This is a genomic window from Lysinibacillus sp. NPDC094403, assembly GCF_050278745.1.
Taxonomy (GTDB): Bacteria; Bacillota; Bacilli; order Bacillales_A; family Planococcaceae; genus Lysinibacillus.
In genome coordinates this window covers 284217-309485 of record NZ_JBNNTL010000001.1, presented here as the reverse complement: position 1 = coordinate 309485, position 25269 = coordinate 284217, and the positions used below count along the sequence as shown (strand labels likewise).

21 protein-coding genes are annotated in these 25269 nt (G+C 38.2%); 7 read left to right on the top strand and 14 right to left on the bottom strand.

The genetic code is table 11. From position 1 onward, the window contains the following. Window positions 1-15: 15 nt before the first annotated feature. On the bottom strand, window positions 16-2142 hold the full coding sequence (locus ACQKMV_RS01340; RefSeq protein ID WP_427502046.1) for an ATP-dependent Clp protease ATP-binding subunit: 2127 nt from the start codon (window positions 2140-2142) through the stop codon (window positions 16-18). Window positions 2143-2414: 272 nt separating this feature from the next. Between ACQKMV_RS01340 and ACQKMV_RS01335 the strand changes: the two genes are divergently transcribed. Continuing rightward, window positions 2415-3101, top strand: a complete 687-nt coding sequence (locus tag ACQKMV_RS01335; protein ID WP_427502045.1) for a Crp/Fnr family transcriptional regulator — start codon at window positions 2415-2417, stop codon at window positions 3099-3101. A 145-nt stretch (window positions 3102-3246) separates the two neighbouring features. Here the strand turns inward: ACQKMV_RS01335 and ACQKMV_RS01330 are convergent, their stop codons facing one another. From ACQKMV_RS01330 to ACQKMV_RS01320, 3 genes are all read right to left on the bottom strand, one after another. Beyond that, window positions 3247-3612: a hypothetical protein gene (locus ACQKMV_RS01330; RefSeq protein ID WP_427502044.1), complete on the bottom strand. Its 366-nt coding sequence runs from the start codon at window positions 3610-3612 to the stop codon at window positions 3247-3249. Between the two features lie 159 nt (window positions 3613-3771). After that, the gene (locus ACQKMV_RS01325; protein ID WP_427502043.1) at window positions 3772-4080 is read right to left on the bottom strand and encodes a metal-sulfur cluster assembly factor; all 309 of its coding nucleotides are present in this window, start codon (window positions 4078-4080) and stop codon (window positions 3772-3774) included. Window positions 4081-4133: 53 nt separating this feature from the next. Then, window positions 4134-4898, bottom strand: coding sequence for a prolyl oligopeptidase family serine peptidase (locus ACQKMV_RS01320; RefSeq protein ID WP_427502042.1), 765 nt, complete (start codon window positions 4896-4898; stop codon window positions 4134-4136). Between the two features lie 121 nt (window positions 4899-5019). Here ACQKMV_RS01320 and ACQKMV_RS01315 point away from each other — a divergent pair, with 121 nt between their 5' ends. Both ACQKMV_RS01315 and ACQKMV_RS01310 read left to right on the top strand, forming a co-directional pair. Further along, on the top strand, window positions 5020-5829 hold the full coding sequence (locus tag ACQKMV_RS01315; RefSeq protein WP_427502041.1) for a Cof-type HAD-IIB family hydrolase: 810 nt from the start codon (window positions 5020-5022) through the stop codon (window positions 5827-5829). Window positions 5830-6204: 375 nt separating this feature from the next. Then, window positions 6205-7062 (top strand): DegV family protein, encoded by an 858-nt coding sequence (locus tag ACQKMV_RS01310; RefSeq protein ID WP_427502040.1) that lies wholly within the window; start codon window positions 6205-6207, stop codon window positions 7060-7062. A gap of 98 nt (window positions 7063-7160) precedes the next feature. On the opposite strand, the gene ACQKMV_RS01305 is transcribed toward ACQKMV_RS01310, so the two are convergent. Beyond that, complete coding sequence (locus tag ACQKMV_RS01305; protein ID WP_427502039.1) at window positions 7161-8627, bottom strand: alpha-amylase family glycosyl hydrolase; 1467 nt, start codon at window positions 8625-8627, stop codon at window positions 7161-7163. Between the two features lie 94 nt (window positions 8628-8721). On the opposite strand from ACQKMV_RS01305, the gene ACQKMV_RS01300 reads away from it, so the two are divergent. Continuing rightward, on the top strand, window positions 8722-9066 hold the full coding sequence (locus ACQKMV_RS01300; protein WP_427502038.1) for a hypothetical protein: 345 nt from the start codon (window positions 8722-8724) through the stop codon (window positions 9064-9066). 57 nt (window positions 9067-9123) lie between these two features. On the opposite strand, the gene ACQKMV_RS01295 is transcribed toward ACQKMV_RS01300, so the two are convergent. The 7 genes from ACQKMV_RS01295 to ACQKMV_RS01265 form a co-directional block, all read right to left on the bottom strand. Next, window positions 9124-9492, bottom strand: coding sequence for a YisL family protein (locus ACQKMV_RS01295; protein WP_427423517.1), 369 nt, complete (start codon window positions 9490-9492; stop codon window positions 9124-9126). Between the two features lie 227 nt (window positions 9493-9719). Beyond that, window positions 9720-10622, bottom strand: coding sequence for a fumarylacetoacetate hydrolase family protein (locus ACQKMV_RS01290; RefSeq protein WP_427502037.1), 903 nt, complete (start codon window positions 10620-10622; stop codon window positions 9720-9722). A gap of 472 nt (window positions 10623-11094) precedes the next feature. Then, on the bottom strand, window positions 11095-12261 hold the full coding sequence (locus ACQKMV_RS01285; RefSeq protein WP_427502036.1) for a DUF418 domain-containing protein: 1167 nt from the start codon (window positions 12259-12261) through the stop codon (window positions 11095-11097). A 99-nt stretch (window positions 12262-12360) separates the two neighbouring features. Further along, the gene (gene addA / locus ACQKMV_RS01280) at window positions 12361-16077 is read right to left on the bottom strand and encodes a helicase-exonuclease AddAB subunit AddA (protein WP_427502035.1); all 3717 of its coding nucleotides are present in this window, start codon (window positions 16075-16077) and stop codon (window positions 12361-12363) included. 1 nt (window position 16078) lies between these two features. Continuing rightward, window positions 16079-19588, bottom strand: a complete 3510-nt coding sequence (gene addB / locus ACQKMV_RS01275) for a helicase-exonuclease AddAB subunit AddB (protein WP_427502034.1) — start codon at window positions 19586-19588, stop codon at window positions 16079-16081. Between the two features lie 382 nt (window positions 19589-19970). Then, window positions 19971-20594, bottom strand: a complete 624-nt coding sequence (locus ACQKMV_RS01270) for a TVP38/TMEM64 family protein (RefSeq protein WP_427502033.1) — start codon at window positions 20592-20594, stop codon at window positions 19971-19973. Window positions 20595-20606: 12 nt separating this feature from the next. Next, on the bottom strand, window positions 20607-21158 hold the full coding sequence (locus tag ACQKMV_RS01265) for a helix-turn-helix domain-containing protein (protein WP_427502032.1): 552 nt from the start codon (window positions 21156-21158) through the stop codon (window positions 20607-20609). 126 nt (window positions 21159-21284) lie between these two features. On the opposite strand from ACQKMV_RS01265, the gene ACQKMV_RS01260 reads away from it, so the two are divergent. Together ACQKMV_RS01260 and ACQKMV_RS01255 are read left to right on the top strand one after the other, a co-directional pair. Then, a complete protein-coding gene (locus ACQKMV_RS01260) occupies window positions 21285-22016 on the top strand; it encodes an AzlC family ABC transporter permease (protein WP_427502031.1) in 732 nt (243 codons plus the stop codon). Further along, complete coding sequence (locus ACQKMV_RS01255) at window positions 22013-22339, top strand: AzlD domain-containing protein (protein WP_427502030.1); 327 nt, start codon at window positions 22013-22015, stop codon at window positions 22337-22339. The genes ACQKMV_RS01260 and ACQKMV_RS01255 overlap by 4 nt, the downstream gene beginning before the upstream one ends. Window positions 22340-22391: 52 nt before the next feature. Here the strand turns inward: ACQKMV_RS01255 and ACQKMV_RS01250 are convergent, their stop codons facing one another. Then, complete coding sequence (locus ACQKMV_RS01250) at window positions 22392-22622, bottom strand: DUF2198 family protein (RefSeq protein WP_049668124.1); 231 nt, start codon at window positions 22620-22622, stop codon at window positions 22392-22394. Continuing rightward, window positions 22622-23803 (bottom strand): PDZ domain-containing protein, encoded by a 1182-nt coding sequence (locus tag ACQKMV_RS01245; RefSeq protein WP_427502029.1) that lies wholly within the window; start codon window positions 23801-23803, stop codon window positions 22622-22624. The genes ACQKMV_RS01250 and ACQKMV_RS01245 overlap by 1 nt, the downstream gene beginning before the upstream one ends. 342 nt (window positions 23804-24145) lie before the next feature. On the opposite strand from ACQKMV_RS01245, the gene ACQKMV_RS01240 reads away from it, so the two are divergent. Next, window positions 24146-25225 (top strand): DUF2920 family protein, encoded by a 1080-nt coding sequence (locus ACQKMV_RS01240; RefSeq protein ID WP_427502028.1) that lies wholly within the window; start codon window positions 24146-24148, stop codon window positions 25223-25225. The last annotated feature ends 44 nt before the right edge of the window (window positions 25226-25269 follow it).

Below are 25269 nucleotides of genomic sequence, written 5' to 3'. Positions count from 1 at the left end.
GAACAGGTTTTTTTGTTATTTTTCAACGATACATTGACCATCATGCATTCGAATGTGCAATGTTTCTCCTGGTAAGACTTCACCTCGAAGCAATTCTTTTGCAACCGCCGTTTCAATATAACGCTGCACGAAGCGTTTAAGTGGTCTTGCGCCAAACTGAGCATCTGCTCCTTGTTCTACAATCCAATCAATTACATTTTGCTCTACTTGTAAAGAAATATCTTGCTCTGCCACTCGTTTGACAAGCTGTTCGACATATTTCCAAGCAATCGCTGTAAAGTGCTCATCTGATAGTGCATGGAACATAATAATATCATCCATACGATTTAACAGCTCTGGTTTAAAGTGTTGACGCAGTGCAACCATCACTAAATCCTCAACTGCTGTATCGTCTTCCTTTGCTTCCATTAAATAGCTTGAGCCAATGTTAGATGTTAAAATGACCACTGTGTTCGTAAAGTTGACCATACGGCCTTGGCTATCAGTAATGCGTCCATCATCTAAAATTTGCAGTAAAATATTCGCAACGTCTGGGTGGGCTTTTTCAATTTCATCTAATAATACAACTGAATATGGATTTCGGCGAACAGCTTCTGTTAATTGTCCACCTTCCTCGTAGCCAACATAACCTGGAGGTGCCCCTACAAGACGTGATACGCTATGTTTCTCCATATATTCACTCATATCAATGCGAATAAAATGATCCTCAGAATCAAACAGCTGAGCCGCTAGTGCCTTCGCAAGCTCTGTTTTACCAACACCTGTTGGCCCTAGGAATAAAAAGCTACCAATTGGTCGATGCGGGTCTTTGATACCAGCTCGAGCACGCCATACCGCTTCTGTGACAAGCTGTACAGCATTATCTTGTCCGACAACACGCTCATGCAATGTATCTTTTAAGCGCAATAATTTTTCACGCTCACCTTCTACTAATTTCGTCACTGGTATTCCCGTCCAGCGTGAGACAATAGATGCGATTTCATCAGCTGTTACCTCTTCACGTAAAATACGTGATTCCGTACCATTCTCTAATTGTTTTTCCATCTCTTGAATTTCCTTTTCAAGAGTAGGAATTTTACCATGACGTAATTCAGCAGCTTTATTTAAATCATATTTACTTTCTGCTTCATCTAAGTCACGGCGGTATTTATCCAGTTTTTCACGTTTTTTCTGAATGCCTTGTAACGCTTCTTTTTCGGTTTCCCATTGTTTACGCATGCCCTCAGAGGATTCCTTGAGGTTTGTTAATTCCTCACGTAGTTGCTCTAGACGCTTTTTACTTGCCTCGTCCTTTTCCTTACGCAATGCTTGCTCCTCAATTTCGAGCTGCATAATACGGCGCGTTACTGCATCCAATTCTTGTGGCATGGAATCAATTTCTGTTCGAATCATCGCACATGCTTCATCGATTAAATCGATAGCTTTATCTGGCAGGAAACGCTCTGTAATATAGCGATTTGAAAGCTCTGCTGCCGCTACAATCGCACGGTCATGAATACGCACCGCATGATGTAACTCAAAGCGCTCTTTTAAGCCTCGTAAAATAGAAACTGTATCCTCAATAGATGGCTCACGTACAAGCACTTGTTGGAAACGACGCTCTAAAGCAGGATCTTTTTCAATATACATACGGTATTCGTCTAATGTTGTAGCCCCAATACAATGTAGCTCACCTCGTGCAAGCATTGGCTTTAACATATTCCCGGCGTCCATTGCACCATCCGTTTTACCTGCACCAACAATAGTATGAATTTCATCAATAAATAAAATGATGCGCCCTTCAGATTCCTTCACTTCTTTAAGTACGCCTTTTAAGCGTTCTTCAAATTGGCCTCGATAACTAGCACCTGCTATTAACGCACTCATATCAAGCTCGTACAAAACGCAATCTTTTAATCCCTCGGGTACATCACCTTTTACAATACGTTGAGCTAACCCTTCTACGATTGCTGTTTTACCAACACCTGGCTCCCCTATTAGTACAGGGTTATTTTTCGTTTTACGCGTTAAAATACGAATAACATTACGAATTTCTTCGTCACGACCGATAACCGGGTCCATTTTACCGTTTTTTACTTCTTCTATTAAATTACGTCCAAATTGTTCTAATGGTTTCTTATTATCTGTTTGTTGAAATTGCATGTTTAGCACTCCTTTTCAATAATGTTAGCGGAATCCCGTTTGCCATTCTGTTTCAAAAAAAAATGTTTGACCTTTTTTGACTAACTTTATTTTACAACATACGACAAACCTTAGCAAAGAAATAGCCCTAAAATTTCTCCCCTTACAACTGGAAAATTACGATATAATAAAAGTATGTTTCTTGAATTTAGTATCGAAATTATTCACCATCCTTTTGTAATAAACAGCCACTTATTACAAAAAGAAAGCGATGTGTTGGAGATATGGTTATAATGGACAATATGCGAGAGAAATTTCATGATCTTTTTCAAAAGCACGGTGTTTTTATCAAAGTGAATAAGGATAGCAAAATTTTTTTAGAGGGCGAACGTGCGAAAGAAATATATTATATAAAAACAGGAGCTATCTCGATCAATCAGGAAACGGAGAACGGGAAGGAATTAACCATTCGTATCTGTGGTCCAGATAGTATCATTGGAGAAGGCTCATTATTTTGTAACTATACGCACAATTCCATGACTGCTAAAGTATTAGAGCCCTCTAGTTTATATGTACTAAGCCTTAAATCACTGGAACTTTTACTAGTGGAACAACCTGCTTTAATGGTGGAATATATGAAGTTGTTGCAGACAGAAAATTTAAAGCATCAAAGTCGTTTGCGCGATTTAGTTTTAAATGGTAAAAAGGGCGCTTTATTTTCAACGCTCATCCGTCTTTCGAATACTTATGGTAAGCCTTTAGAAAATGGTACTATTTTTATCAATTTCCCATTAACAAATACAGAAATCGCTAATTTATGTGCGACGAGTAGAGAAATGATCAATCGCATGCTTAATGATTTAAAGAAACACAATATTATTTCCTTTGAAAAGAGTTATATAACAATTCATGATGTCCAATTTTTAAAAGATGAAATCGCTTGTGAAAATTGTCCGTTACAAATATGTCGTATCGATTAATTCGTTACACGCAAAATCCCCGCTTACGAGTTAAGCGGGGATTTCATATAATAGTCAAGCTTTATGCAAATATACCATTAAATTAGGCCTGTCTGGCAAAGCGAGGGGTTGATTTCCGTTCCGACTGGGCGCTTTGTTGCTGCCGCTACGTTAGCACTACGCTTTCGCACAGAGCAAAGCTTCCTGGGGGCGTCCGATGAGCCGCTTCACTTGCTTTGCTCGCTCCAGGGTCTCGGGCCAACACGATGTTGGTCACGAAGGCGTTATCACAGGATGTGATGGTTTTAGCCTTCGTTCCTCTATTCGCTGATCCCCAAGGAGTCGCCCAGTCTCCACTCCAATCAACCATTTCACTAAGTATGAGCCTTCTGGCATGACACTCTAATTTATAGTGATAAAACAAAATTTCAGCAATGTGTGTTTTGTACGAAAGCAAAGCAACAGAGGAGGAAGCGGCACAATGTTCCAGAATGTCGATCACAGATAAAATTTCGAGAAACGCCGATAGCATCAAGAATCGCCCCCACTGGAAACTGAGTGCCCCGGACCCGGATCCCCCTCATTTTATAGCCCGCAACAATCACAAAAATTCGACTATTTCGTATTTCAAAACTGCAAAATCCCCGCTTACTGTTGCAAGCGGGGATTTCTTATCATGCATTAAGTGGATTTAGCGTACACCTAATGCCATTTTCGCATAGCGTGACATTTTATCTTTTGACCAAGGTGGATTCCATACAATGTTGACATTTGTACTTTTCACTTCTGGAAGTTCACCTAATGCTGTATTCACTTGGTCAACAATCACAGGTCCAAGTGGGCAGCCCATAGAAGTTAGCGTCATTGTAACGGTTGCTACACCTTCTTCATCTAAATCTACATCATATACTAAACCTAAGTTGACGATATCAATACCAAGCTCAGGGTCAATTACATTTTCTAATGCACCGAACATGCTGTCTTTCATATCTTGATCCATCTGTATTTCTCCTTCCGTCACAGTGTTAACTTAATCATAGCAGATGCATCTTATTATGCCAAATGCTGTGCAAGCCATTCAGTTGCTGCTAACATACCGTCTCGCGACACAGCATGACCTGCTCTTTTATTATCTAAGAATTTTAAGTCTTCTGGATTTGTTTCATAATATTTTTGTAAAGTTAAATAAAAATTATACGTATCATTGAAAGGTACAGTTTTATCTAATTCCCCATGCCAGAAAAACACAGGTCGTCCTGCAAATTTTTCTGGTGTTAGGCTGACATCGTATTTAGCAAGAAGCTCATTCGTTTGTTGTACTTCTTCTTCGGACATTGGCCAATCCACACCGCTTTTAGCGAATTGCTGTAATTGATACTCCGCTAATTTAAGAAAACCTGGTGCACCCATACATACTGCTGCTGTTTTGATCCAATCATATTGCTTTAAACAGCCTGATGTCACAATTCCACCCATCGATGTACCAGCAACGCCAATTTTATCATTCGCTAATAATTTTTTATTCTTTAATTCATTATATAATTGTTCAACTTCATGAATAGAATTTAAAACAATATCCCAAAAATGTAAGCTCATTTGCATTTCAGATAGGCTTTCACTACGGTCGCCATGTAATTTTGCATCAGGTAATAGGACACGCACACCTCTGCCTACTAATTGATATGCATAATGTAAGTTATGTTCTTTTGCACTCATAAAGCCATGTAAGAAAATCACTACTGGGGTTTCTTCATTCATATTTTCTGTATGTATATGTAATAAAGGAATATTTCCCCACATTTCTTTCTCAACAATCATCTTTGTCACTCCCAACTTTTGTCTAATCTTTATGTTAGCAAACTTTTCTCGATGTGACAAAATTTTGACGAATGGTTTACAAAGAGATACTATTCAAATTATAGGAAAGGGGCAATGAGCTATGAAACAGCATTTAATCGTTTTAGACTTAGATGGTACGTTATTAACGGACCAACAACAAATTTCAGCAAAAACTAAAAAAACATTATTGCAGGCAAAGGAACAAGGCCATCAAGTTATGATTGCTACAGGCCGTCCTTATCGCGCGAGTGATATATATTATCACGAGCTTGGCCTTACAACGCCCATCGTGAATTTTAATGGTGCTTACGTCCACCATCCCAAAAATGCTGCTTGGCAGACAATGCATACTCCTATTGATTTAGGCGTAGTGCATAATGTCGTCGACTCCATTAATAGTTATGAATACGAAAATATTATTGCAGAGGTTAAGGACGATATTTATGTGCATACAGAGGATGAACGGATATTAAATATTTTTAACATGGGGAATCCAAAAATTACTCTTGGAGATCTATATACCCATTTACTTGATAACCCAACTAGTTTACTGATTCAAGCTAATGAAGTAAATTCTATGATTATTCGTGATCATTTACAGGCAGTTCATGCAGAGGTCATTGAACATCGTCGCTGGGGTGCGCCACTTCACATTATTGAGATTGTTCGCCGTGGCTTAAATAAAGCAGTAGGAATCGCTCATGTAGCAAAAGATTTAGGTATACCACGCGAGCGTATTATTGCATTCGGTGATGAAGATAATGATTTAGAAATGATTGATTATGCCGGACTTGGTGTAGCAATGGGCAATGGTATTCCTGCTCTAAAAAATATTGCCAACGAAATTACCACAACCAATAATGATGATGGAATCGCTAAAATACTCATCGAACGCTTGAAATTATCCTAGTTAAGTAGTAATATCCTATTTTTTGGCTCATCACCAAAGTTGTGGAGGACATTTGTTAAAACGTATACCCTGAGTTGATTGGAGTGGAGACTTGGCGGCTCATTGGGGTGCTGAGCTCATTTTTTTCAATTTAACTTTATTCAGGAGTACCCTTTATTCAACAAGTACTTACTGAATAAAGTTATAATTACATCACTATTCCTAAGTTGCAATTATACTGAAACTCGATATGATAATATATCTATATAACATTTCATTAGAAATAGTTTAGAGAAACATAGAGTGGAAAGTGAGAGCTCGACACTTGTTCACCTGTTATGTAGTATAGGTATTTGAAAACTTCTCATATAGAATATTAAATTAGGGGGACAAATGATGAAAATTTTTACTGATAGTGGATGTGATTTACCAAAGTCTTATTATGAAGAAAACAATGTTGAACTTCTTCCACTACGAGTGCAATTGAACAATAATGAATATGATGATGTCATTTCAATTGATTCCAAAGAAATTTACGATGCTATTCGTCAAGGTGCTCGCCCAAAAACATCCCAAGTATCACCAGAACTTTTTCTAAAGCATTTTGAAAATCTAGCAAAAAATGAAGAAGAAGGAATCTATATTGCTTTTTCATCGGAATTATCAGGTACCTATAATACGGCTGTCATGATTCGTAATCAAGTACAGGAGCAATATCCATCCCTTAAATTAGCAATCATCGATTCTAAATGTGCTTCGCTAGGTTTTGGCCTAGTAGTAGAAGAAGCCGTTCGACTCCGAAATAAAGGTGCTTCATTGGAGGAACTCGAAGCAAAAATTACAACCCTTACCCCTCAAATGGAACACTTATTTACAGTGGAGGATTTAGATTACCTCGCAAAAGGTGGACGTGTTTCAAAGGCAAGCGCATTTCTTGGAGGACTTCTAAGCATTAAACCTATTTTAAATGTAGAGGACGGTAAGCTTGTGCCGATTGAAAAATCTCGCGGACGCAAAAAAGCCATCGCTCGCATGTTAGATTTAATGCAGGAGCGCGGTGATAATTTTTCTGAGAAAATTATTGGTATTAGCCATAGTGATGATGTGGACTTTGCCAACCAAGTAAAGGCTTCTATCCAAGAAAGATTTTCACCAAAAGCCATTCAAGTAACAATGATCGGTTCAGCTATCGGCTCACATGTAGGACCAGGTACAATTGCCATCTTCTTTACGAATAAAAGCTATCAAGCTTAACAAAAACCCCCCCTCCGCACTAAAAAGTGTTGAGGGGGGTTAGCATTTTATCTTGTATTAACGCCTGTAAAATCAATGAGGGATGAAGCACCCCTTTATTATTGAGCATCTTGCTCCTTACGTCGTACTTTACCTCGTCTAATAATAACCACTACAAATCCGATGAATATAACCCATACTAATCCTAGGGCTACCATATAAGGTACATTTAAGCCTTCATCATTTCTAACTTGATAAATCTCTACCATTTCACGATCTAAAATAACCGGGTAAACATCTTTTTCATTAATACGTACTTTCTCTTCATGTAAAATACCATTTAGCATTTTACCTTTCCCAAGCTGAGCAGGTGTTAAATCAACGCGTTGTGTTTTACTAGTGTTGTTAACCATAATGACCCATTTCTCTTTATCGGATGTACGTGTAAATACAAGTAGGCCATTTTTATTTGTAATAACTTCAAAATCACCGTTGCGTAATGCCTCAGATTTATTACGTAACGATTGAACATTTTTAATATATTTGATTAATTCATCATCTGTTTTAAAGTTGTATATTTGGTGCGTATCTGGCTTTGTTTCCCCGTTCATCGCAATTTCTGTACCATATTGCACAACTGGAATTCCTGGCATCATAAATAAAGCACCCATCGCCATTTTCAGACGCGTTGGTGGGAACATATTTTCTGCTGCAGAATCAAATGTAAAACGGCGCGTTTCTAGGGAATCAACCATAATTTGAGTTGGTTTCTTATCTGTTAAAGGCTCCATTAACTTAGAAGAATCCATATCAACATTTTTAAATATATTACGGTAAATATCAGCTGTTGCCGGTGAAAAGCTTGCATCAAAGTTTCCATCGCTTTCTTCATTTGAAATCACATAGAGCGATTTTTTCTTATCTTTTAATGCTTTAATCACTGCATTGATAAATTCTGTATCAGCACCAGCAATATTAGTTAAACGAATCCCACCAACATCATATGTAGTGACAAAGTCTGTAGCTGATTTAATAAGTGCTTCTTGTACATCTTTGTTTGTTAAATCCCACTGTACTTGTCCATTATTTGTTGAAGCAATCCAGTTCTTTTTCGCTGGATCTTTTGCCCACTCATGATTCGGACTTACATTATTTAATGGAAAATCAACCATGATCGATAAATTTTTAGCTTTATAAGCCTCTATGACACTTTGAAACTCCTCAGATGTCCCAAAATGACGCTCAATTGTAGAGTAGCTCGTCGGCATCGATCCATCATATTTTTCAGTGGCAAAAACCGGACCAATGGAAACGATTGTAAAGCCCATCTCTCCGATAAATTTTAGTTTATCCTGTAAACCTGCAAAATCGCCTCCTGCAAATTTAGTAGGGTCTTGCGTATTTGTATCAAAATCGTTAGTGCCCGAACCATTAAAGAAACGGTCAACGAGTAAATCATAGATGCTTTCTTCTGCAATCATTTTTGTCGACGCTTCATCAGCATGTGCAACTGGTGTAGCACTTACTAATGAAGTTACTAGTAAAAGCGATGCAGCTGTTGCACTTATCCACTTCTTGAATTTCACTTTTATTCCCTCTCTTTCAAACCAATCCATCGTCATTTTACCAAATAAAAGAGTCCCATCGCTATCATTTCAAAATATTTTCTGAAAATGCAAAATGAATTACGGCAAAAAGGTGTCAACTTCTCCTTTAAATATATTCATCGGCTTGGTCGGGGTCCCGATTAGTTTTTATGGAGACCTAAGCACTTCTTCGGCTTACCCGATCAGTTTTCTGGGCTACCTGATCACTTTCTCGACATACCCGATCAGTTTTCCGAACTACCCGAGCACTTCCCCGGCTTACCCGATCAGTTTTCTGGGCTACCTGATCATTTCTTCGGCTTACCCGATCAGTTTTCTGGGCTACCTGATCACTTCTTCGGCTTACCCGATCAGTTTTCTGGGCTACCTGAGCGCTTCCCCCGGCATATCCAATCAGTTTTTCAAGCTACCTAAGTGATTGTATATTCCCCCCAAAAAAAAGCCGTGAAGCGGAAACTTCACGGCTTTTACAAGATTATGCTAAGAAATTTTGACCCATTGGTAATTTGAAGCCTAGGAACATTGTAATCAATAAGAATACTGCAAATAAAATCCAAAACATGCCTGTTGGTTTATTTTTCTTTTGACGTACTAATACCATTTCCATCATGCCAATAACTAAAATACCGCCTAGGAATTTAAAGCCGTAGAGCATACCCATATTAAAATCCATGCCTTTAATGAATAGTGCCCCACCTGTAATAATAATTAAAACGTAAAATAAACGTAATGTCATATGTAAGCCTTTTGACTGCTTGCCCATTAACGCTGCAATTAAAAAGATTACGATTGCAACTACCCAAGTAGTTACATGCAAATGCGTTTGGCTAGTTAAGAAATTCATTATTGTCCCACCTCATATTCTTTTTTCTATCAAATTCTATCCTACCATGTGATGGAAATGGTTTCAAACATTACAACAGTGTTCACATAATAAACATCAATTATGCCTCGGCATGATTGGGTCTGGAATCGGCTTTGTGCTTAGGTTGACGCTTCGCTTTCGCTATCAAAACACTCGCTGAAAGAAGTTAAAAATCCGCGGAGATAAACTCACGCGGATTTGAAAAATTATTCAAAATGATTTACTAAAGTACCGATACCTTGGATAGAAACTTTCACAGTATCACCAGCTTTTAAGAATTGTGGCGGATTCATGCCTTTACCAACCCCCGCTGGAGTACCCGTTAAAATAACATCACCTGGCTCTAATGTTACATGTTGAGACAAAATCGATACTAATGATTCTACAGAGAACATCATATCTTTCGTTGAGCCGTTTTGACGTACTTCGTCGTTCACTTTTGTTACGATTGTTAAATCTTGTGGATTCGGAATTTCATCTTTTGTTACAAGGTAAGGTCCAAGTGGACAAGTTCCTTCCAAGCTTTTTCCTAAGAAGAATTGCTTATGTTTTTCTTGTAAATCACGAGCTGTAATATCATTGGCAATCGTGTAGCCAAATACATAATCGTACGCTAAGTTTTTCGGAATATTTTTACCACGTTTACCAATGACAACTGCTAATTCGCCTTCATAATCCATTTTCGATGAAAGATCAGCATGGATAGAAATTGTTTGCCCATCTGCAGCAATAGCAGTCGGAGATTTTGTAAATACCATTAAATCTATTGGAGCTGCCTCTGCACCCATTTCTTTAGCATGCTCATCATAGTTTTTCCCAATACACATAATATTTTTTGGTGTACGTGGAATCGGTGATAACCACTCGATCGCTGTAAATTCACGTTTGAAGCTATCAGCACGATCTGATTTTTCAGCGGCTTCTACTAATTTACGAATCTGTTCAACAAAATCAAAGCCTAGAGCAATACCATCTACAATTGAACTTGAAAAAGAAGGGAGAACTTGAAGTTCATTTTGAATAGCGAGTACATCCCATACCGCTTCTTCTTTTTTTACTTTTGGTCCAAAGCTTACATGTCCACCTAATTTAAACGATAAAATTTTCATGATTTTCAGAGCTCCTTCTTTTTTCTACATGATACAACAAAATAATAGAAATTGCCTTACTTTTGCGACAATAATTTTTATTCCCAATCAACCGCGGGGCCATTCACCATAACGTAGGGTTGATTTCCGTTCCAGCTGGGCGCTTTCCTAGGGGCGTCCGATGAGCCGCTTGGGGCAACAGGATGTTTGTCACGAAGGCGTTATCACAGGATGTGATGGTCTTAGCCTTCGTTCCTCTATTGCTAATCCCCAAGGAGTCGCCCAGCCTCCACTCCAATCAACTTATATACATGACATATGTTTTAACAAATGTCATCACCAACTTTTTATGATAAGCCAAATCGCAATAAATTATTCTTATAATACAAGACGTGATTATTAACTATATGTTTCCACCACATTGAAGATGAAGGCTGATTTCCGCCCGATTGCTAGATTGCACGAGAATCGAATACCTTATATTGATAAAACATTAACCTACTTTAGCATTCGCCTTATATGTTAATTTACGCCATAAAGCCTCTATCGGACCTTGTTGCCATTTCGCTAGCCACATCTCTGCCACAATCATTTGTACGATAATAATACTGACTGCAATTATCACGCCTGTTGCGACGCTCACTTTTCCATACAAGCCAAATCCAAATTGATAAAATAAACAAGTGCCAATTATCGATTGAAGTATGTACATCGTTAACGACATGCGCCCCATTTTGGCAAAAGGACTAAGCAACTTTGGTACAATTGGAAGTAAACAAAGCAAAACAATGAGCCCGATATAGCCAACGGATAAAATTGGACCACCTATGTATACTTTCAAATAGTCTAATAAATACGTACGCGGAAACATAATCGGTAAGCTCTTAATAAAAATACCAATTGTTAACCCAGCTATTGCTAAAGTCAGCCATAGCCATTTTAACTCCTTTGCTCGTTCCACTAAACGCCATTTAGAGGCTGCAGCACCAATTAACATAAATGGTAGAATTGTAAATAAAGCCACAAACCACATGCCAATCCCTGCCTGAACAGATAAATCAGTTAAACGTTGCATAAATGCATCTACCCAATTCCCCGTTCCATAAGCAGTTATTGCCTGCTCTACCGAAGTAATATCTAAATACTCATCAACCACTGTATTAAAATTAATATATCCTACAATAAATAACATAAAAGCTTGCATAACACCGTTAATCATAATACCGATTGACAATAACCAAATAGGTTGTAGACGTAGTAATAACAATAAAAAAACGCCGCAAAATGCATACATCATCAAAATGTCGCCCCACCAAATGAGCACAGCATGGATCAGACCAAATACAAATAATACAGAAAGTCTTCGAAGCCCTATCGAATAAAAATTTTGTTCACGGCTTTGCGCTTTCTGCCATTGCATAGCAAGTCCATAGCCAAATAACATGGCAAACAGTGGATAAAAACTACTTTGGACATAAATATCTAAATTTTGCTGCCACACTATATCTGACGGTGTTGTAAACCATGATGCCAAATCAACATAAGGCATTGGTAAATAAAAGGCAAATATATTAACAAGTAAAATGCCTAATAAGCTAATACCACGTAAAATATCTAATGTTGCGATGCGTTCCTGCAACATTGTCGGTTTTAACTCCACGAAAAAGCCTCCTCTATGTATATGGCGTAAACAGGGCTCCCTAACACTCATTCCCTTATATGAAACTACCTCAGATAGCCCTGTTTACACCGCGTTCACTTATGCATGTAAAGCCCGTTCAATATCGAATAAATATAGAACTTTATCACTCACTTTGATTTGAAGGATAGATTCAATCGCCTCACTATAAACTCTGAGCTGGACACCATATCGTTCTAAGAGTTCCTTCGTTAGCGCCGGCTCCTCAGCAAAATGTGATTGGATACGATCTGTCTTATAATCAAGCAAGATCCATTCACCGTTTTCATCTTCAAATAAGCAATCAATAATCCCCTGTACAATTTGAGCGTCGCCATCTTCATCTACCCTACTAATCGTAAATGGCAGTTCTCTCCGGACTGTTTTTGCTTTTTTAAAGCGTTGTCCAATGTCTGTCGTAAAGAAATTATATATTTTCTTCCATGGAACAACCTTCCCTTCAGCCTCAGTCAGAAGCTGTCTTGCCACTAATTCAGTGACAAACTCCTTAACCTCCTGTACATTCATAAAGCCGTTTTGAGGTACATGCTGCATGACTGTATGGACAGCTGTTCCTATTTCTGCACCTGTAAGCTGTTTGTCCTGTAAAAAGGTTGGACGGGCTGCAATGGCTGTTGATTTTTGCTTAGAAGGTACTGAAAAGTAATATTCAGGCTCCTCCTGTCGCTGTAGATTTTCTAAACGCTTAATTTCACTAACTGATGTTTTTGAGCGTTTTTGTGTTGATTTTTGAAATGGGTACTGTGCTTGAAAGCGCATCGTAATTTCCGACAATAGAGCTTCGTCTTCTGATGTTTCTAGCAATTGCTGTACCTCATCCTCTAGCGCCTGTATGTCATACGCATAATGGCTCGTTTCAACTGCACGTACCCACCAATGCGATACATCTTCAGGTGCCTTATACAAGGAATTAGCAAGTGAAGCAAAATCTGCGTGTCTTGCAACTGCAGGTCCAAGCCAATCAAAATAGCTATTAGCCCGTGCACGTAAATACTCCTGTAGCGGGGCATCCAACGGCAAACTTTGTGCATCCTGCCAGTTGTCGAGCGTTTTACTCCAATTTTTCACGGAGCCTACTAAAATAAGTCGCTCCTTCGCACGTGTCATCGCTACGTATAATACACGCATTTCCTCTGCACGCATTTCAAGCTCCTTTTTCTCCTTCAGAGCTAAAAATGGCAGGGATGTATACGTAATACGGTTTTCTGGATCAATTGCCTTCACTGCAAGACCAAAATCTTGATCGAATAAATACGGATTGTGGAAATCCATTTTATTAAACGGTCTCCCCATCCCTGCAACAAAGACAACAGGGTACTCTAACCCTTTTGAAGAGTGAATGGTTACTAGACGGACGACGTCATCCTTTTCTCCAATTGATTTCGCTGCTCCTAAATCATCTCCACGCGTACGCATGCGATCAATAAAACGTAAAAAACGAAATAGTCCTCGAAAGGCTGTTTTCTCATACATTAAAGCACGATCATGTAATATGCGTAAGTTGGCCTGACGCTGTTTACCATTTGGCATCGCTCCGACCATCTCATAATAATGCGTGTCTAAATAAATCTTCCAAATTAAATCTGACAGTGAACCACGTCGCGCTAGATCCCGCCAATTTTCAAATGCTAGCATAAATCGTTGAAGCTTCACAAAAGTGTCAGAATGCACACCATGTCCATCACTTCGAATAAATTGTCTTAATGCTTCATAAAATGGCGCTTTTGTATCTGCTAGCCGTATTTTTGCTAGCTCATTTTCTGTTAAGCCAACAAATGGAGCGCGTAGCACTGAAGCTAAAGGAATATCCTGATATGGATTATCGACAACCTTTAGTACATTCAGCATAATCATAACCTCAAGCGCATCAAAATATCCTTTGGAAGACTCCGCATAGAGAGGGATTCCCGCAAGCTTAAATTCCTCTACTAAATCTGTTGACCATGTCATTGAACGCATTAAAATCACAATATCACTATATTTTAATGGACGTTCTGTCTTCGTTTTAGTATCGAATACAGTTGTCCCATCCTCCATCATCTGCCGAATACGCTCAATGATAAAACGTGCCTCATACTGTGATTTTTTTAATTCCGCTAGTTCAGAGGCTTCGCTTGCAATATCTTCTGCCTCTTCGTCCAGCTCCTCTTCTTCTGGAGGATGCATGATGACTAGCTCTACCGGAACTTCTTTGTCATCATACGGTGCTGCCGGTTTTAATGAAGCATTTTCATCATAAAGAATTTCTCCAACACGCTCACCCATAATTTGTGCAAATACATAGTTTGTAGCGTTCAACACTTCTTTTCGACTACGGAAGTTAGCATTTAAATCTATACGCATTCCCGTTAAATCTGGGGCCTCTAGAAACTCACTGTACTTGCGCATAAAAAGCTTTGGTTCTGCTAAACGGAAACGGTAGATGCTTTGTTTTACGTCCCCAACCATAAAAAGATTTCCATCTTGCTCATTACCTGTTTTCACAAGCTGTAATATTGTTTCTTGTAGCATATTTGTATCTTGGTATTCGTCAACAAGTACTTCTTTAAAACGTTGTTTCAAATCTAATGCAACAGGTGAAGGCTGTAATTCACTTTCGACTTCTACAGTTAAAATTTGCAAGGCGAAATGCTCTAAATCCGAGAAATCAATAATTCCTCGTTCTAATTTTGCCATGCGGAACAGTTCACTAAAAACATTTGTCAATTCGACTAATGTTCCTATCGTCGGTTCCATTAATCGAATTTCTTCAAGCAAGCGTGTAGGAGTCCGAACGAAAAAAGTCTCTTTCAGCTTGTTCACAATTTTTTTAGCTGCTTCACGTTTTTTCTTAGCAAGCTCCTGTAGCTCTACATCCACTAAAGCATCCTTTGATACACGCTTTAACGTTGACCATTTCACAGTACCAAAATAATCAAAGAGTTCCTGCCACGTTCCTTCACGACTAATGCGAATGCCTTCCTGAATCATGGCAAAATCCATTTCTGCAGTTTCAGCATATGGCGCAGGTCCCTCTGGCTTTAGCGTAATGGCACGCATTTCAGAAATTAAGACGAATGCCTCCTCAAGACTATGTTTGACTGTTAATTTCACATATTTCGACAGTTCTAAATCATCAATGGTCACGTCTGCTGCTAAGTCATATGTCTCTGGTAGACTACGCAGCCATTTTTGAGGCTCTGCATGAACACGAGACGTATCATAAAGCTTGCTTATTAATGTTTCAATAGCCTGATCATCACGATCCGATGTGAAGCTATCAACAAGACGATAGATTGCTTGAACCTGTGCCTCATCCTCAGAATCGTAAGCTTCTTCAAGTACATCTGCTAATATATCGTCCCTTAACAAGGCAACCTCCGCCTCATTCGCTATACGAAAGCCTGGGTCAATATCCAACATATAGGCGTACTGCTTGACAATGGCTAAGCAGAAGGAATGCAGAGTTGAGATTTGTGCTTTATTGACAAGGCTTAGCTGGCGTCGCAAATGGTTGGAAGTTGGATTTTCTGCAATAGCCTTTTCAAGTGCCTCCGCCATACGGTGACGCATCTCAGCAGCAGATGCATTTGTAAATGTTACAACAAGTAACTCGTCCACATTAATGGGATTCTCTGTCGCAACTACCTTTTCAATCATGCGATTAATTAATACTGCCGTTTTACCAGAACCTGCCGCAGCCGATACAAGCGTATCCTGACCACTTGCATAGATTGCCTTCCACTGGTCGTCAGTCCATGTTACTTCCGCTGGTTTTTCAGGTATTTTTTGTACCAACTTACTTCATCTCCTTCCGAATTATCTCTACGATATCATTCGGTTTTGCTTGCTGTAACTGACGATAGCTTTGCTTACCATCAGATGGGTCAAATTGACAAACAGCTGTAAATTGACAATGGTCACATGCTGTTTTTGTTTTAAGTTTATAAGGACTAATTGAGGTATCCCCTGCTAATATTCCATTACCCGCCTCTTGATGCTTGCGCCGTACAAAATGCTGTAGATTTTTCATATCATTAACAGGTACAATACGTGACTGAGATTCGGATGGTGTCCCATCTTTCTTCATATAGACAGGAATAATTTTTGAATGTCCACTCGATTCCTCTAATTGCTCGTCCATTGATAAAATGGCCTCTGCATTTTCTGACAAAAGACCTTTCATTTTGTATTGCTTTAATCGGTCTTCCTCAATTTCACTGTCGCTTAAATCCTTATCAAGCTTTAACATTGGATTGTGGACATGGACATAAAGAACCCCGGCTGGCTCCGCTTCACCTGGTAGCCAATAAGAGGAATTTTCCATCGCCACATCTAAATACGTTAGTACCTGTAAAGACAATCCATAGTAGACCTCATTCAAATCTAAATCACGAGCTGATGATTTATAATCGACGATCCGTAAATAAGAGCGGTCATCAATAGACGCACTATCCACCCTATCTATACGGCCTCGCATAAACATTTTCTTTCCACCTGTTAAATCAATTTCAAGTGGAGGAAGCTGTTCATTTTGCCCTGGTCCAAACGATGCCTCAATGGCAATTGGTTTAAAGTGAGATACATTCGCATGCTGTGTAAGTGCCGTCATTGTTCGCTCGACAATCCGAATAAGCTTGCGTTGAATGTAGCGATAACGTGCGCTTGACAGTAAGATTTGATGTGAAAACACCGGCACAATTTGCTCAACGGCTTGTCGTGCTAATTGTTTAATTTGCTGCTTTGTTAAACGTATCCATGATAGTTGCAGACGGTGTGTCTCTTCAGTAATCCATTTCAATGCCTCATGAAATAAATCACCCATTGCAAATGTTTCTAGTCTGTACTCTGCCCGCTCTTCTAGACGCAGCCCATAAGTTGTAAAATGCGAAAATGGGCAACGGAAGTATTTCTCAATACGAGACACACTAGAAGTTAGCTTTTGACCATATAATTCCTGAGTGATGTAATTTTCTAATGGCTCTGCTTCATTTTTATGAGTAATTGGATGTAAAACTCGTTCATAAATTAGTGTCCAATAAGGATCCTGTTTATAAAATTTTTGTAAAGCAAGCCACTCTGGCGCAAGCTCGCGGCTGTGCTCAGCTTGGCGTTTCTGCACCATTAAATGTGCTAAAGCAGTACGAGGATGACGTATATACGGTAAAGCACTTTCTTCAAGTAATTCAATTGGATCAATGACAACTCGCTCAACTTTGACTCCACTCAAAAGGCCTGCCGTTTTATCATTGCCGATTATTTTCTTTATATAGAGTGATGACAATAGCGCCTTGCCCTCTTCATCTGCCGTTGGGTAGGACATATATAATTTATCGGATGGCGTCGTTAAAGCACGATATAGCAAGAAATTTTCCTGCAGTAAACGATTTTTAGATGTTGGTGCAAGCTCATAACCAATTTGACTAAACCATTCACGTTCGGTATCTGACAGCAATCCCTCATAATCCATACGAGTTGGATAAACCCCATCATTCATTCCTAAGACAAAAGCGACTTTTATATTCGATAAACGAGCTAAATCAACCGTCGCTACCATAACCTCATCTAATGTAGGAGGGATACGCGAAAATTCTAATGTGTCAAAGCCCTCATCTAAAATTTTCGCTGCTTCCTCCACGGTCATCTCCTGCTCACCAAACATATAAACAAATTGATCGAGTACTGCAATCCATTCTTTCCACGCTTGATCATGCTCACTTGCAGCTAATGCATCACCTCGATCAAGTTCACGGTCTTTCATTGCTTGAATCTTTTCATAAACATTTAGACTCTCAATCAACTCAAATAAAGCTGTCGCTACATCTCTGCCTGTTGTCGCTACTTCCAGCTTGTCCTGTAATAATTTGAGCGGCTGACGAATTTCATCGCGAATGGCCTCGATTTCTGCCTGCATGGCACGTTCTTCGTCAGTTTGTACGCGTGAATGGAATTCAAGTCCACGATACTTTTTGAAAAACCATCGAGCTTCCTCAAACCAGCGCTCACCATAGACGCCCTGTGCTAAACAGTAGTTTTCTAAACGATCCGCACGCTCTCGCCAAACATTTAACTCAGCATGTAACGGGAAAAATAGATCTGTTTTCACACTTCGAAAAACTGGTTCATACTTCCAATTAGAAGTAATAACCTCTAAAACAGATCGACTAAGCTCAATTAAAGGGTGATGCAGCATCGTCTTTTTTGAATTTGTAAAAATAGGAATTTCATATTGCTGGAAAATTGTTGTAATGAGCGGGTCATAGACTTCTGCTTGTCTATAAAGAAGTACTATATCTTGATAACGATACCCCTTCTCTCTTGTCAGCTTTGTTATTTCCCGGGCAATGGCATGTATCTCCGCACGTCGATTAGAGGCTTCAAGTACCATTACATCACCTGAAGTTTCTTTCGCTTGAGGCACCATATCCGTAAAAGATTTTTCCATATGTTGTAAATCACCAGATTGAAAACGATGCGTATTGTAGAAATGCAATGGTGCATCAACTTCAATGCCTTCTTCATTTGCAATATCATGTATATGTTGATTCGTTGAAGCGGCTTCATAGAATAGAGACTGCTCATCATAAACTTCCTCGATATGATCAAAGGGGAGAACTACCGTCACCTGTTTCGTCACCTTTAATAACTCTTTTACAAGCTCTAATTCTCTTACAGTAAATGCTGTAAAACCATCTATATAAATGGACGCCTGCTTCATCGTCTCAGAGTATTTTAGTTGCTCAGTTAAAATCGGATAATACCCCTCACTATCGACATATGTCGTGCCAAGTCGTTCCTCTAAAGCTTGTAAAACTACTTGTAAATCATTCGTCTTCGCTTGCAATGTATTAGGCGCATCAATGGCCTGTAAAGACGCTGACACTTCAGCTAGCACCGAACTATTTACACTATAACGACTAAACTCTCGTAATAGCGTTTCAATTTCCTCCGTAAAGCCTCGTTTCCCAGCTGCTTGTCGAAATAACGAAAACTCACTTTTTTGTTCCTCTAAAAGTTTGCGGATAAGCATTCGATAGCCATAGCCATTTACTTCTTTTCGAGCAATACCACCCGTTTCCTGTAATACTAGCCATGCTAATCGTTTAAATGTCATGACCTGCGCACGAATTAAGCCTTGTAAGCCATGCTTATTCGTTAGCTCATACTCCGTTGAGTAAGACATCTGGTCAGGTACAATCACAAAAATTGGATGCCCTAACGGATCTGATTTTAGTTGCTCGACAATCTCTTGATGAATAAACGTTGATTTACCTGTTCCTGAACGTCCTGATACAATACGCAATGTCATGTACTTTTCTCCTCCTGTTAATAATCTATTTTAAAAAATGTTAGTCTCGTAAATATCTTGGGCTTAGCTACTCAAGGTAAGCGATTTTTGCATTGACCTGATCACTTTGCTGGGCTACCTGAGCGGTTTTCGCTTCGACCCGATCACTTTGCGACCCTACCTGAGCGGTTTTCTCATCTACCCGATCACTTTGCGATTCCACCTAAGCAGTTTTCCTATTGACCCGAGCGTTTCGCTACTCTAACTGTGCATTTTAATGTTTTATCTAAGCGCTACTCCATGTTACCTGAGCATTGCCTTACCTTTATGAATGAAGATAAAAAACCCCTTCTTTCATTTTACATGAAATAAGGGGTATGATGTGCATATTCAACTTTCATCGTTAATGATTTTTCGTCAATTTTCGTGCTTGTTTTAAATCTTTCTCTACACGCGCATTTAGTCGTTTCTCCATAAACTTACCAATCCACCAAAGCACGACAATCGCAACAGCCGCAATAATCAGTCTTACAGGGCTTGTTAGAAGCGCCTTTAAATCGTAACCAAGCACGCTCATTCCTAAAATCATCACGAACTTCCCAGCCAATAACACCACTAAATAAAACTTTTTATGAATATGAGATAGCCCCGCTACAATGTTTACAATGACTGAGGGTGTAAAAGGAAAACAAAGTAATACGAACAGAGGACTAATACCATTCATATCTACCCATTTTATTAGCTTCTCTACTTTTTTACTGCCTGTTACAAACCGAAACTTTGGATGCTTGCCAAAATGTCGGACAAGTAAAAATACAGCATATGAACCAGCTGCAGACCCTATCCAGGATAATAAAAAACCTAACCATAAACCAAATGCGCTCGCATTGGCGACAACGAACACGACCAAAGGTAAAAAAGGAAAAAACGCCTCTATAAACGTTAAAAATAAACCAATGACCGGGCCAAGCGTTCGATATTGTGCCGCAATATGCTCAATATTATCTACAGTAAACCATTCACTCAAAACTCGACACCTCTATTTATATTGCAAAATTAAATGTAAAATCGTTAACTTTTCGGAAGTATTTTTATACTCATGTGGCTGATGTCCTGAGAATACTAGTGTATCCCCTTCTTCTAGTATTTCATGCATCTCTCCAGCAGAAATAATGGCTTGCCCTTGGATAACAGTTACAGTTTCCTCTACCCCTTCTGTATGTGCTTCACTTCTACTCAAGGCACCGGGCTCCATTTCAACCCTATAAAGCTCCCAGCCACGTTCTGGATTATAAGGAATAATGGAGTACACACGATATCGCCCCTCATCTTCATCTACATGTGGCGCATCCTTACTACTATATTTCATGAAGTGTGCTGTTGGTGATTGTAATAACGAAGAAAATGAAATACGCAGTCCCGCAGCAATTTTCCAAATCGTTGATACTGTAGGATTTGCCTCTCCTTTTTCAATTTGTGCAAGTTGCGCTTTACTTACCCCTGTAGCTTTGGCAACATCGTCTAAGCTTAAATGACGTTGCTGCCGAATCTTCTTTAATTGAAATGCTAAATTTCGACTCATCTGCTCCATTTTATTCACCACTTTCTATTGTTTATTTTATCAGACATATGTATACTTTAATAAACATTAAGAACTATCAAACTATTCCATCATTTTTAGTATACATGGAAATATTTTAGAAAGGACGATCTATTTATGACAAGTACAACAGATTTTCATAATGAAACAGTCAACACGCCAGACGATAGCTTTTTACAAGGCGTTAAAGATTGTGTCCCCACTTTACTCGGTTATATTAGCATAGGACTCGCTTTTGGTGTTATAGGTTCCGCTTCTGGATTATCGGTATTCGAAATTGCACTTTTAACTATACTTATCTATGCAGGTTCCGCACAGTTTATTTTTTGTGCTCTTCTTATAACAAATAGCCCTGCTTCCGCTATTATTGTAACCATTTTTGTCGTAAATCTACGCCATTTATTAATGAGTTTAACATTAGCTCCTCATTTTACACGCTATTCCATGCTAAGAAATGTTGGTTTCGGCACATTATTAACGGATGAAACATTTGGTGTAGCTGTTACAAAGCAAATGCAAACTGGTAAGTTGTATGGTAAATGGATGGATGGGCTAAACATAACTGCTTACTCATTCTGGATTCTTTCATGCGTGGCTGGCGCATTTTTAGGTCAGTGGGTGGCGAATCCTGAGAAATGGGGCTTAGATTTCGCATTGATTGCGATGTTTGTTGCACTTCTTGTACTCCAGCTTAGCAGTGTAGGTAAAAATAAAATCATGCATTATCTTATGCTAATTGGCTATATGTTTGTCATTATGTACGGTCTTTCTTATATTGTGCCTTCGCATGTGGCTGTTCTTCTAGCGACGGTGGTTGTAGCTACTATAGGGGTGGTGACCGATAAATGACGACTACTGCTACTATGGTATGGCTCATCATTGGTTGTGCACTTGTAACTTGGCTACCACGTATTATTCCATTTATATTCGTTCGAAATGTGAAGCTACCAAAGGTTGTATTAAAATGGCTAAGCTTTATCCCAGTTTGTATTTTGAGTGCTCTTGTCATCGAAAACTTATTAGATACAGAAAATGGAAAAATCGTCACACTCAATTGGCCAGTATTTATTACATTTGTGCCAACGCTTATTATTGCACTTGTTACCAAAAGCTTATCTATTACAGTTGTAGCAGGAGTTATCATTATGGCAGCCGTAAGATTTTTCATGTAAAAAGGTCAGTCTTAAAAGTGAGAAAGCAATCACTTTTGACTGACCTTTTATATTAATTTTTATTTTTTTTCATTTTACTTGCTAGCCAAAAGCCTACTGTTAACGAAAATGCATCGATTACGAATATAATAGGCGGCGAAGTATGACCTGCATAAACAGATGCCGCAATAAGCGCAATTGCCAATATTAATGCAACATAACGATTAAACGTAATTCTAGTAAACAATAATACAAGTAATGCTGGTAAAAATAACGCTAACATCATTTTCCCGAAAACATCCATCATATATCCCTCGGCTCAGCTAGTAATAATCCAATACGATAATGATCATTGCTGTATATAACATGTTGTGTTAAGCGTATCTCATTGTTACGATCTACTACTTCTAGACGACAATGTGCAGCATTTAATTGCAAAGCCTCATATAAATCATTTTCAGTAAAAATAGCCTGACCGTTTACTTTACGAATACATTCCCCTGCCAATAAGCCCATTTTTTCAGCTGGTGAATCAGGCAAGACTGCCGCAATAATAGCGCCCTTGGAACTTGGTGCAACCGCATAAATGTCCGTTTTATCTTGCAGCGCATAGAAAATTGAAATAACGATACGAATCACCGCACCAATTACCAACGTGATAAAGCCGATGAATGGCTCCAAGGCTGCAGCGAGTCCACCTATTAAAATTAACTGCCCTAGTATTAGCACTGCCCGGCCAATTTTAGGTAATTGCAAAGCCGGTAATTCTTTTCTAGTAAGCTTTGAAAAGCCTATAACAAGTGGAAATAGTACGAGTGCAAAGGAACTCTCTCCTAATGTAAATTGCGGCCAATATGGGAAATCTACCGGAATAATATCACCAGGTATTACAAAGAAAATTGGCAATACCCATACATTTCTTGAACGATAGACAATTGCCTGCATACCTCGCTTCGTCTTTTCAACTCGCGGTGTCGTTACCCTCATTGCTGTTCGACGAATTAACATACCCTCAGCAATCACACTTAGACCTGCTAAAATCGTAATCGTTATAATGGAACCATCTAATAAATTTACACCTTCTAAAGAGATTTTCCACCAAGAAAATGTCCAATTGTATTGATACATCAGCCATATAGTTAACGTCGCAAGCCCCATCGTATAGATAGGTGAAAGTGCATTAATGAAGAACAATAATATTGCCAACGCAGAAATAACAATTATTATTATTAAAAAAGCTTTAGGCACTGTTAAACCTAAACCAACACTTATAAGTGAAATGAGGAGGGCATGTAGCCAACCATATTTCCATTGCCCAATTAGCTCTGTCCAACCCCAAATAATGCGTCTATTAAAAAATTTACGCTCCTGCTTTACACGACTATAACCTAATAAAATCGCAAATAAAATTGCGATATACATTAATGGGTTGATTAAAAAGCGGCCAATCGCTGTTACAATTTCTATTAATATATCACTAACCATACGAACACCCGCCGTTTCTATCTTAAATGCTATAAATTTATTGTATCAAACCACTACACTCTTGCGTAGTACAAACTAATAGAAAGCTTTCTATTCTTATTTTTTATCGTATTCAGCCACAGGTTTTGAATTAGTTGAGATGATTTTTTTATCGGGTATTTAGGGTGTAGAGAAATGCACTTAAACTACAGAGTAGGTTAGTTTAAGAAGATATTAGTCTTTTAATTTAAAGATAAGACATATGGGGAAAATAAGTAAAACAACTTAACATTAGATTCTGTCAACCGTATCCTAAGTAAGTAAGGTTATGTATAATTGAATTTAGTTTAAAGGAGGTAAATTATGGCGTATTCTGAAAGTATTAAAATTTCTGCTCATCCTAATCTTTATAATGGAAAAAGCGGAAGAGAATTAAGGATAGATTTTTCTTTACCTACAGAAGGTACAAATAATGAAACTGGTATTGTAGTTTTTGTTCCTGGATTCGGAGGGAACATTGATTCTAAAGTGTATAAAAAGATGCGGGAAACATTTGCTGATCAATATAATTTAATTACAATGCAATGTGATTATTTTGGGAGTAGGCATATGCAGGAGGCAGAGAATATTTCTTTTAAAGAATCAGTAAATGATTTATTTAGCAGCAATGAGTTAAAGTTGCTAGCTGAAAATAAAGCTTCAATAGCAGAGTTAATAGCAGGTAAAGAGCAAATCTTTCATGTTACTGCGAATATACAAGAAGATTTAGATGAATTTAATGATATGGGCTATATGCAAGCTATAGATATTATAACAGCGATTGAAGCTTTAAAAATTATCTTAGTTAATAATAATATTGAATTTGATATGAAAAGATTAATTGGATATGGACATTCCCACGGAGCATACTTATTGCATTTATGTAATAAAATGTTTGAACCATTTTCTTTTATTATTGATATCTGTTCTTGGATTGAACCAGTATATTTACATAGTGATAGGTTTTTATTTAATAATGTTGGAAAATCACAATTAGTAATTGAATTTGATTACATCGCTAAAAAAGTTATTGAAAATAAGAGAAATTTGAATTTATTTGAAGTGTATAGAGGATTTGATAATAAAACACAAATTTTATCATTCCAAGGTACAGATGATAACTTAGTAAATTATCAAGAAAAGAAAAGATTAATTAATAATATTAGTAATACTGAATATATATTAGTAACTGAATCAGATGTTGATAATATTAAGTATAAATCAAATAGACATGGATTAGATTCAGACTTTTTAGAGTTATTTTCATATGCATTGGAGTTTGAAAATAAAGTTAGTTGTGAAGTAATGAATAAAAGAAAAAATATTGAAATAGGGGATTTAGAATTTATTATAGATACGAGCAAAGGACTACCAATTTTTAGTTTAATTCAAGCTACATTTTGAAATATTACACTGGACCGTAGCATAAGTTAATGCGGTTAAAACCT

Excerpts from the sequence above, each read along its gene's own strand:
- ACQKMV_RS01340 (WP_427502046.1), bottom strand. The coding sequence starts at position 2,142 with ATGCAATTTCAACAAACAGATAATAAGAAACCATTAGAACAATTTGGA.
- ACQKMV_RS01335 (WP_427502045.1), top strand. The coding sequence starts at position 2,415 with ATGGACAATATGCGAGAGAAATTTCATGATCTTTTTCAAAAGCACGGT.
- ACQKMV_RS01330 (WP_427502044.1), bottom strand. The coding sequence starts at position 3,612 with ATGCTATCGGCGTTTCTCGAAATTTTATCTGTGATCGACATTCTGGAA.
- ACQKMV_RS01325 (WP_427502043.1), bottom strand. The coding sequence starts at position 4,080 with ATGGATCAAGATATGAAAGACAGCATGTTCGGTGCATTAGAAAATGTA.
- ACQKMV_RS01320 (WP_427502042.1), bottom strand. The coding sequence starts at position 4,898 with ATGATTGTTGAGAAAGAAATGTGGGGAAATATTCCTTTATTACATATA.
- ACQKMV_RS01315 (WP_427502041.1), top strand. The coding sequence starts at position 5,020 with ATGAAACAGCATTTAATCGTTTTAGACTTAGATGGTACGTTATTAACG.
- ACQKMV_RS01310 (WP_427502040.1), top strand. The coding sequence starts at position 6,205 with ATGAAAATTTTTACTGATAGTGGATGTGATTTACCAAAGTCTTATTAT.
- ACQKMV_RS01300 (WP_427502038.1), top strand. The coding sequence starts at position 8,722 with ATGAATTACGGCAAAAAGGTGTCAACTTCTCCTTTAAATATATTCATC.
- ACQKMV_RS01295 (WP_427423517.1), bottom strand. The coding sequence starts at position 9,492 with ATGAATTTCTTAACTAGCCAAACGCATTTGCATGTAACTACTTGGGTA.
- ACQKMV_RS01290 (WP_427502037.1), bottom strand. The coding sequence starts at position 10,622 with ATGAAAATTTTATCGTTTAAATTAGGTGGACATGTAAGCTTTGGACCA.
- addB (WP_427502034.1), bottom strand. The coding sequence starts at position 19,588 with ATGACATTGCGTATTGTATCAGGACGTTCAGGAACAGGTAAATCAACG.
- ACQKMV_RS01265 (WP_427502032.1), bottom strand. The coding sequence starts at position 21,158 with ATGGAGCAGATGAGTCGAAATTTAGCATTTCAATTAAAGAAGATTCGG.
- ACQKMV_RS01260 (WP_427502031.1), top strand. The coding sequence starts at position 21,285 with ATGACAAGTACAACAGATTTTCATAATGAAACAGTCAACACGCCAGAC.
- ACQKMV_RS01255 (WP_427502030.1), top strand. The coding sequence starts at position 22,013 with ATGACGACTACTGCTACTATGGTATGGCTCATCATTGGTTGTGCACTT.
- ACQKMV_RS01250 (WP_049668124.1), bottom strand. The coding sequence starts at position 22,622 with ATGGATGTTTTCGGGAAAATGATGTTAGCGTTATTTTTACCAGCATTA.
- ACQKMV_RS01245 (WP_427502029.1), bottom strand. The coding sequence starts at position 23,803 with ATGGTTAGTGATATATTAATAGAAATTGTAACAGCGATTGGCCGCTTT.
- ACQKMV_RS01240 (WP_427502028.1), top strand. The coding sequence starts at position 24,146 with ATGGCGTATTCTGAAAGTATTAAAATTTCTGCTCATCCTAATCTTTAT.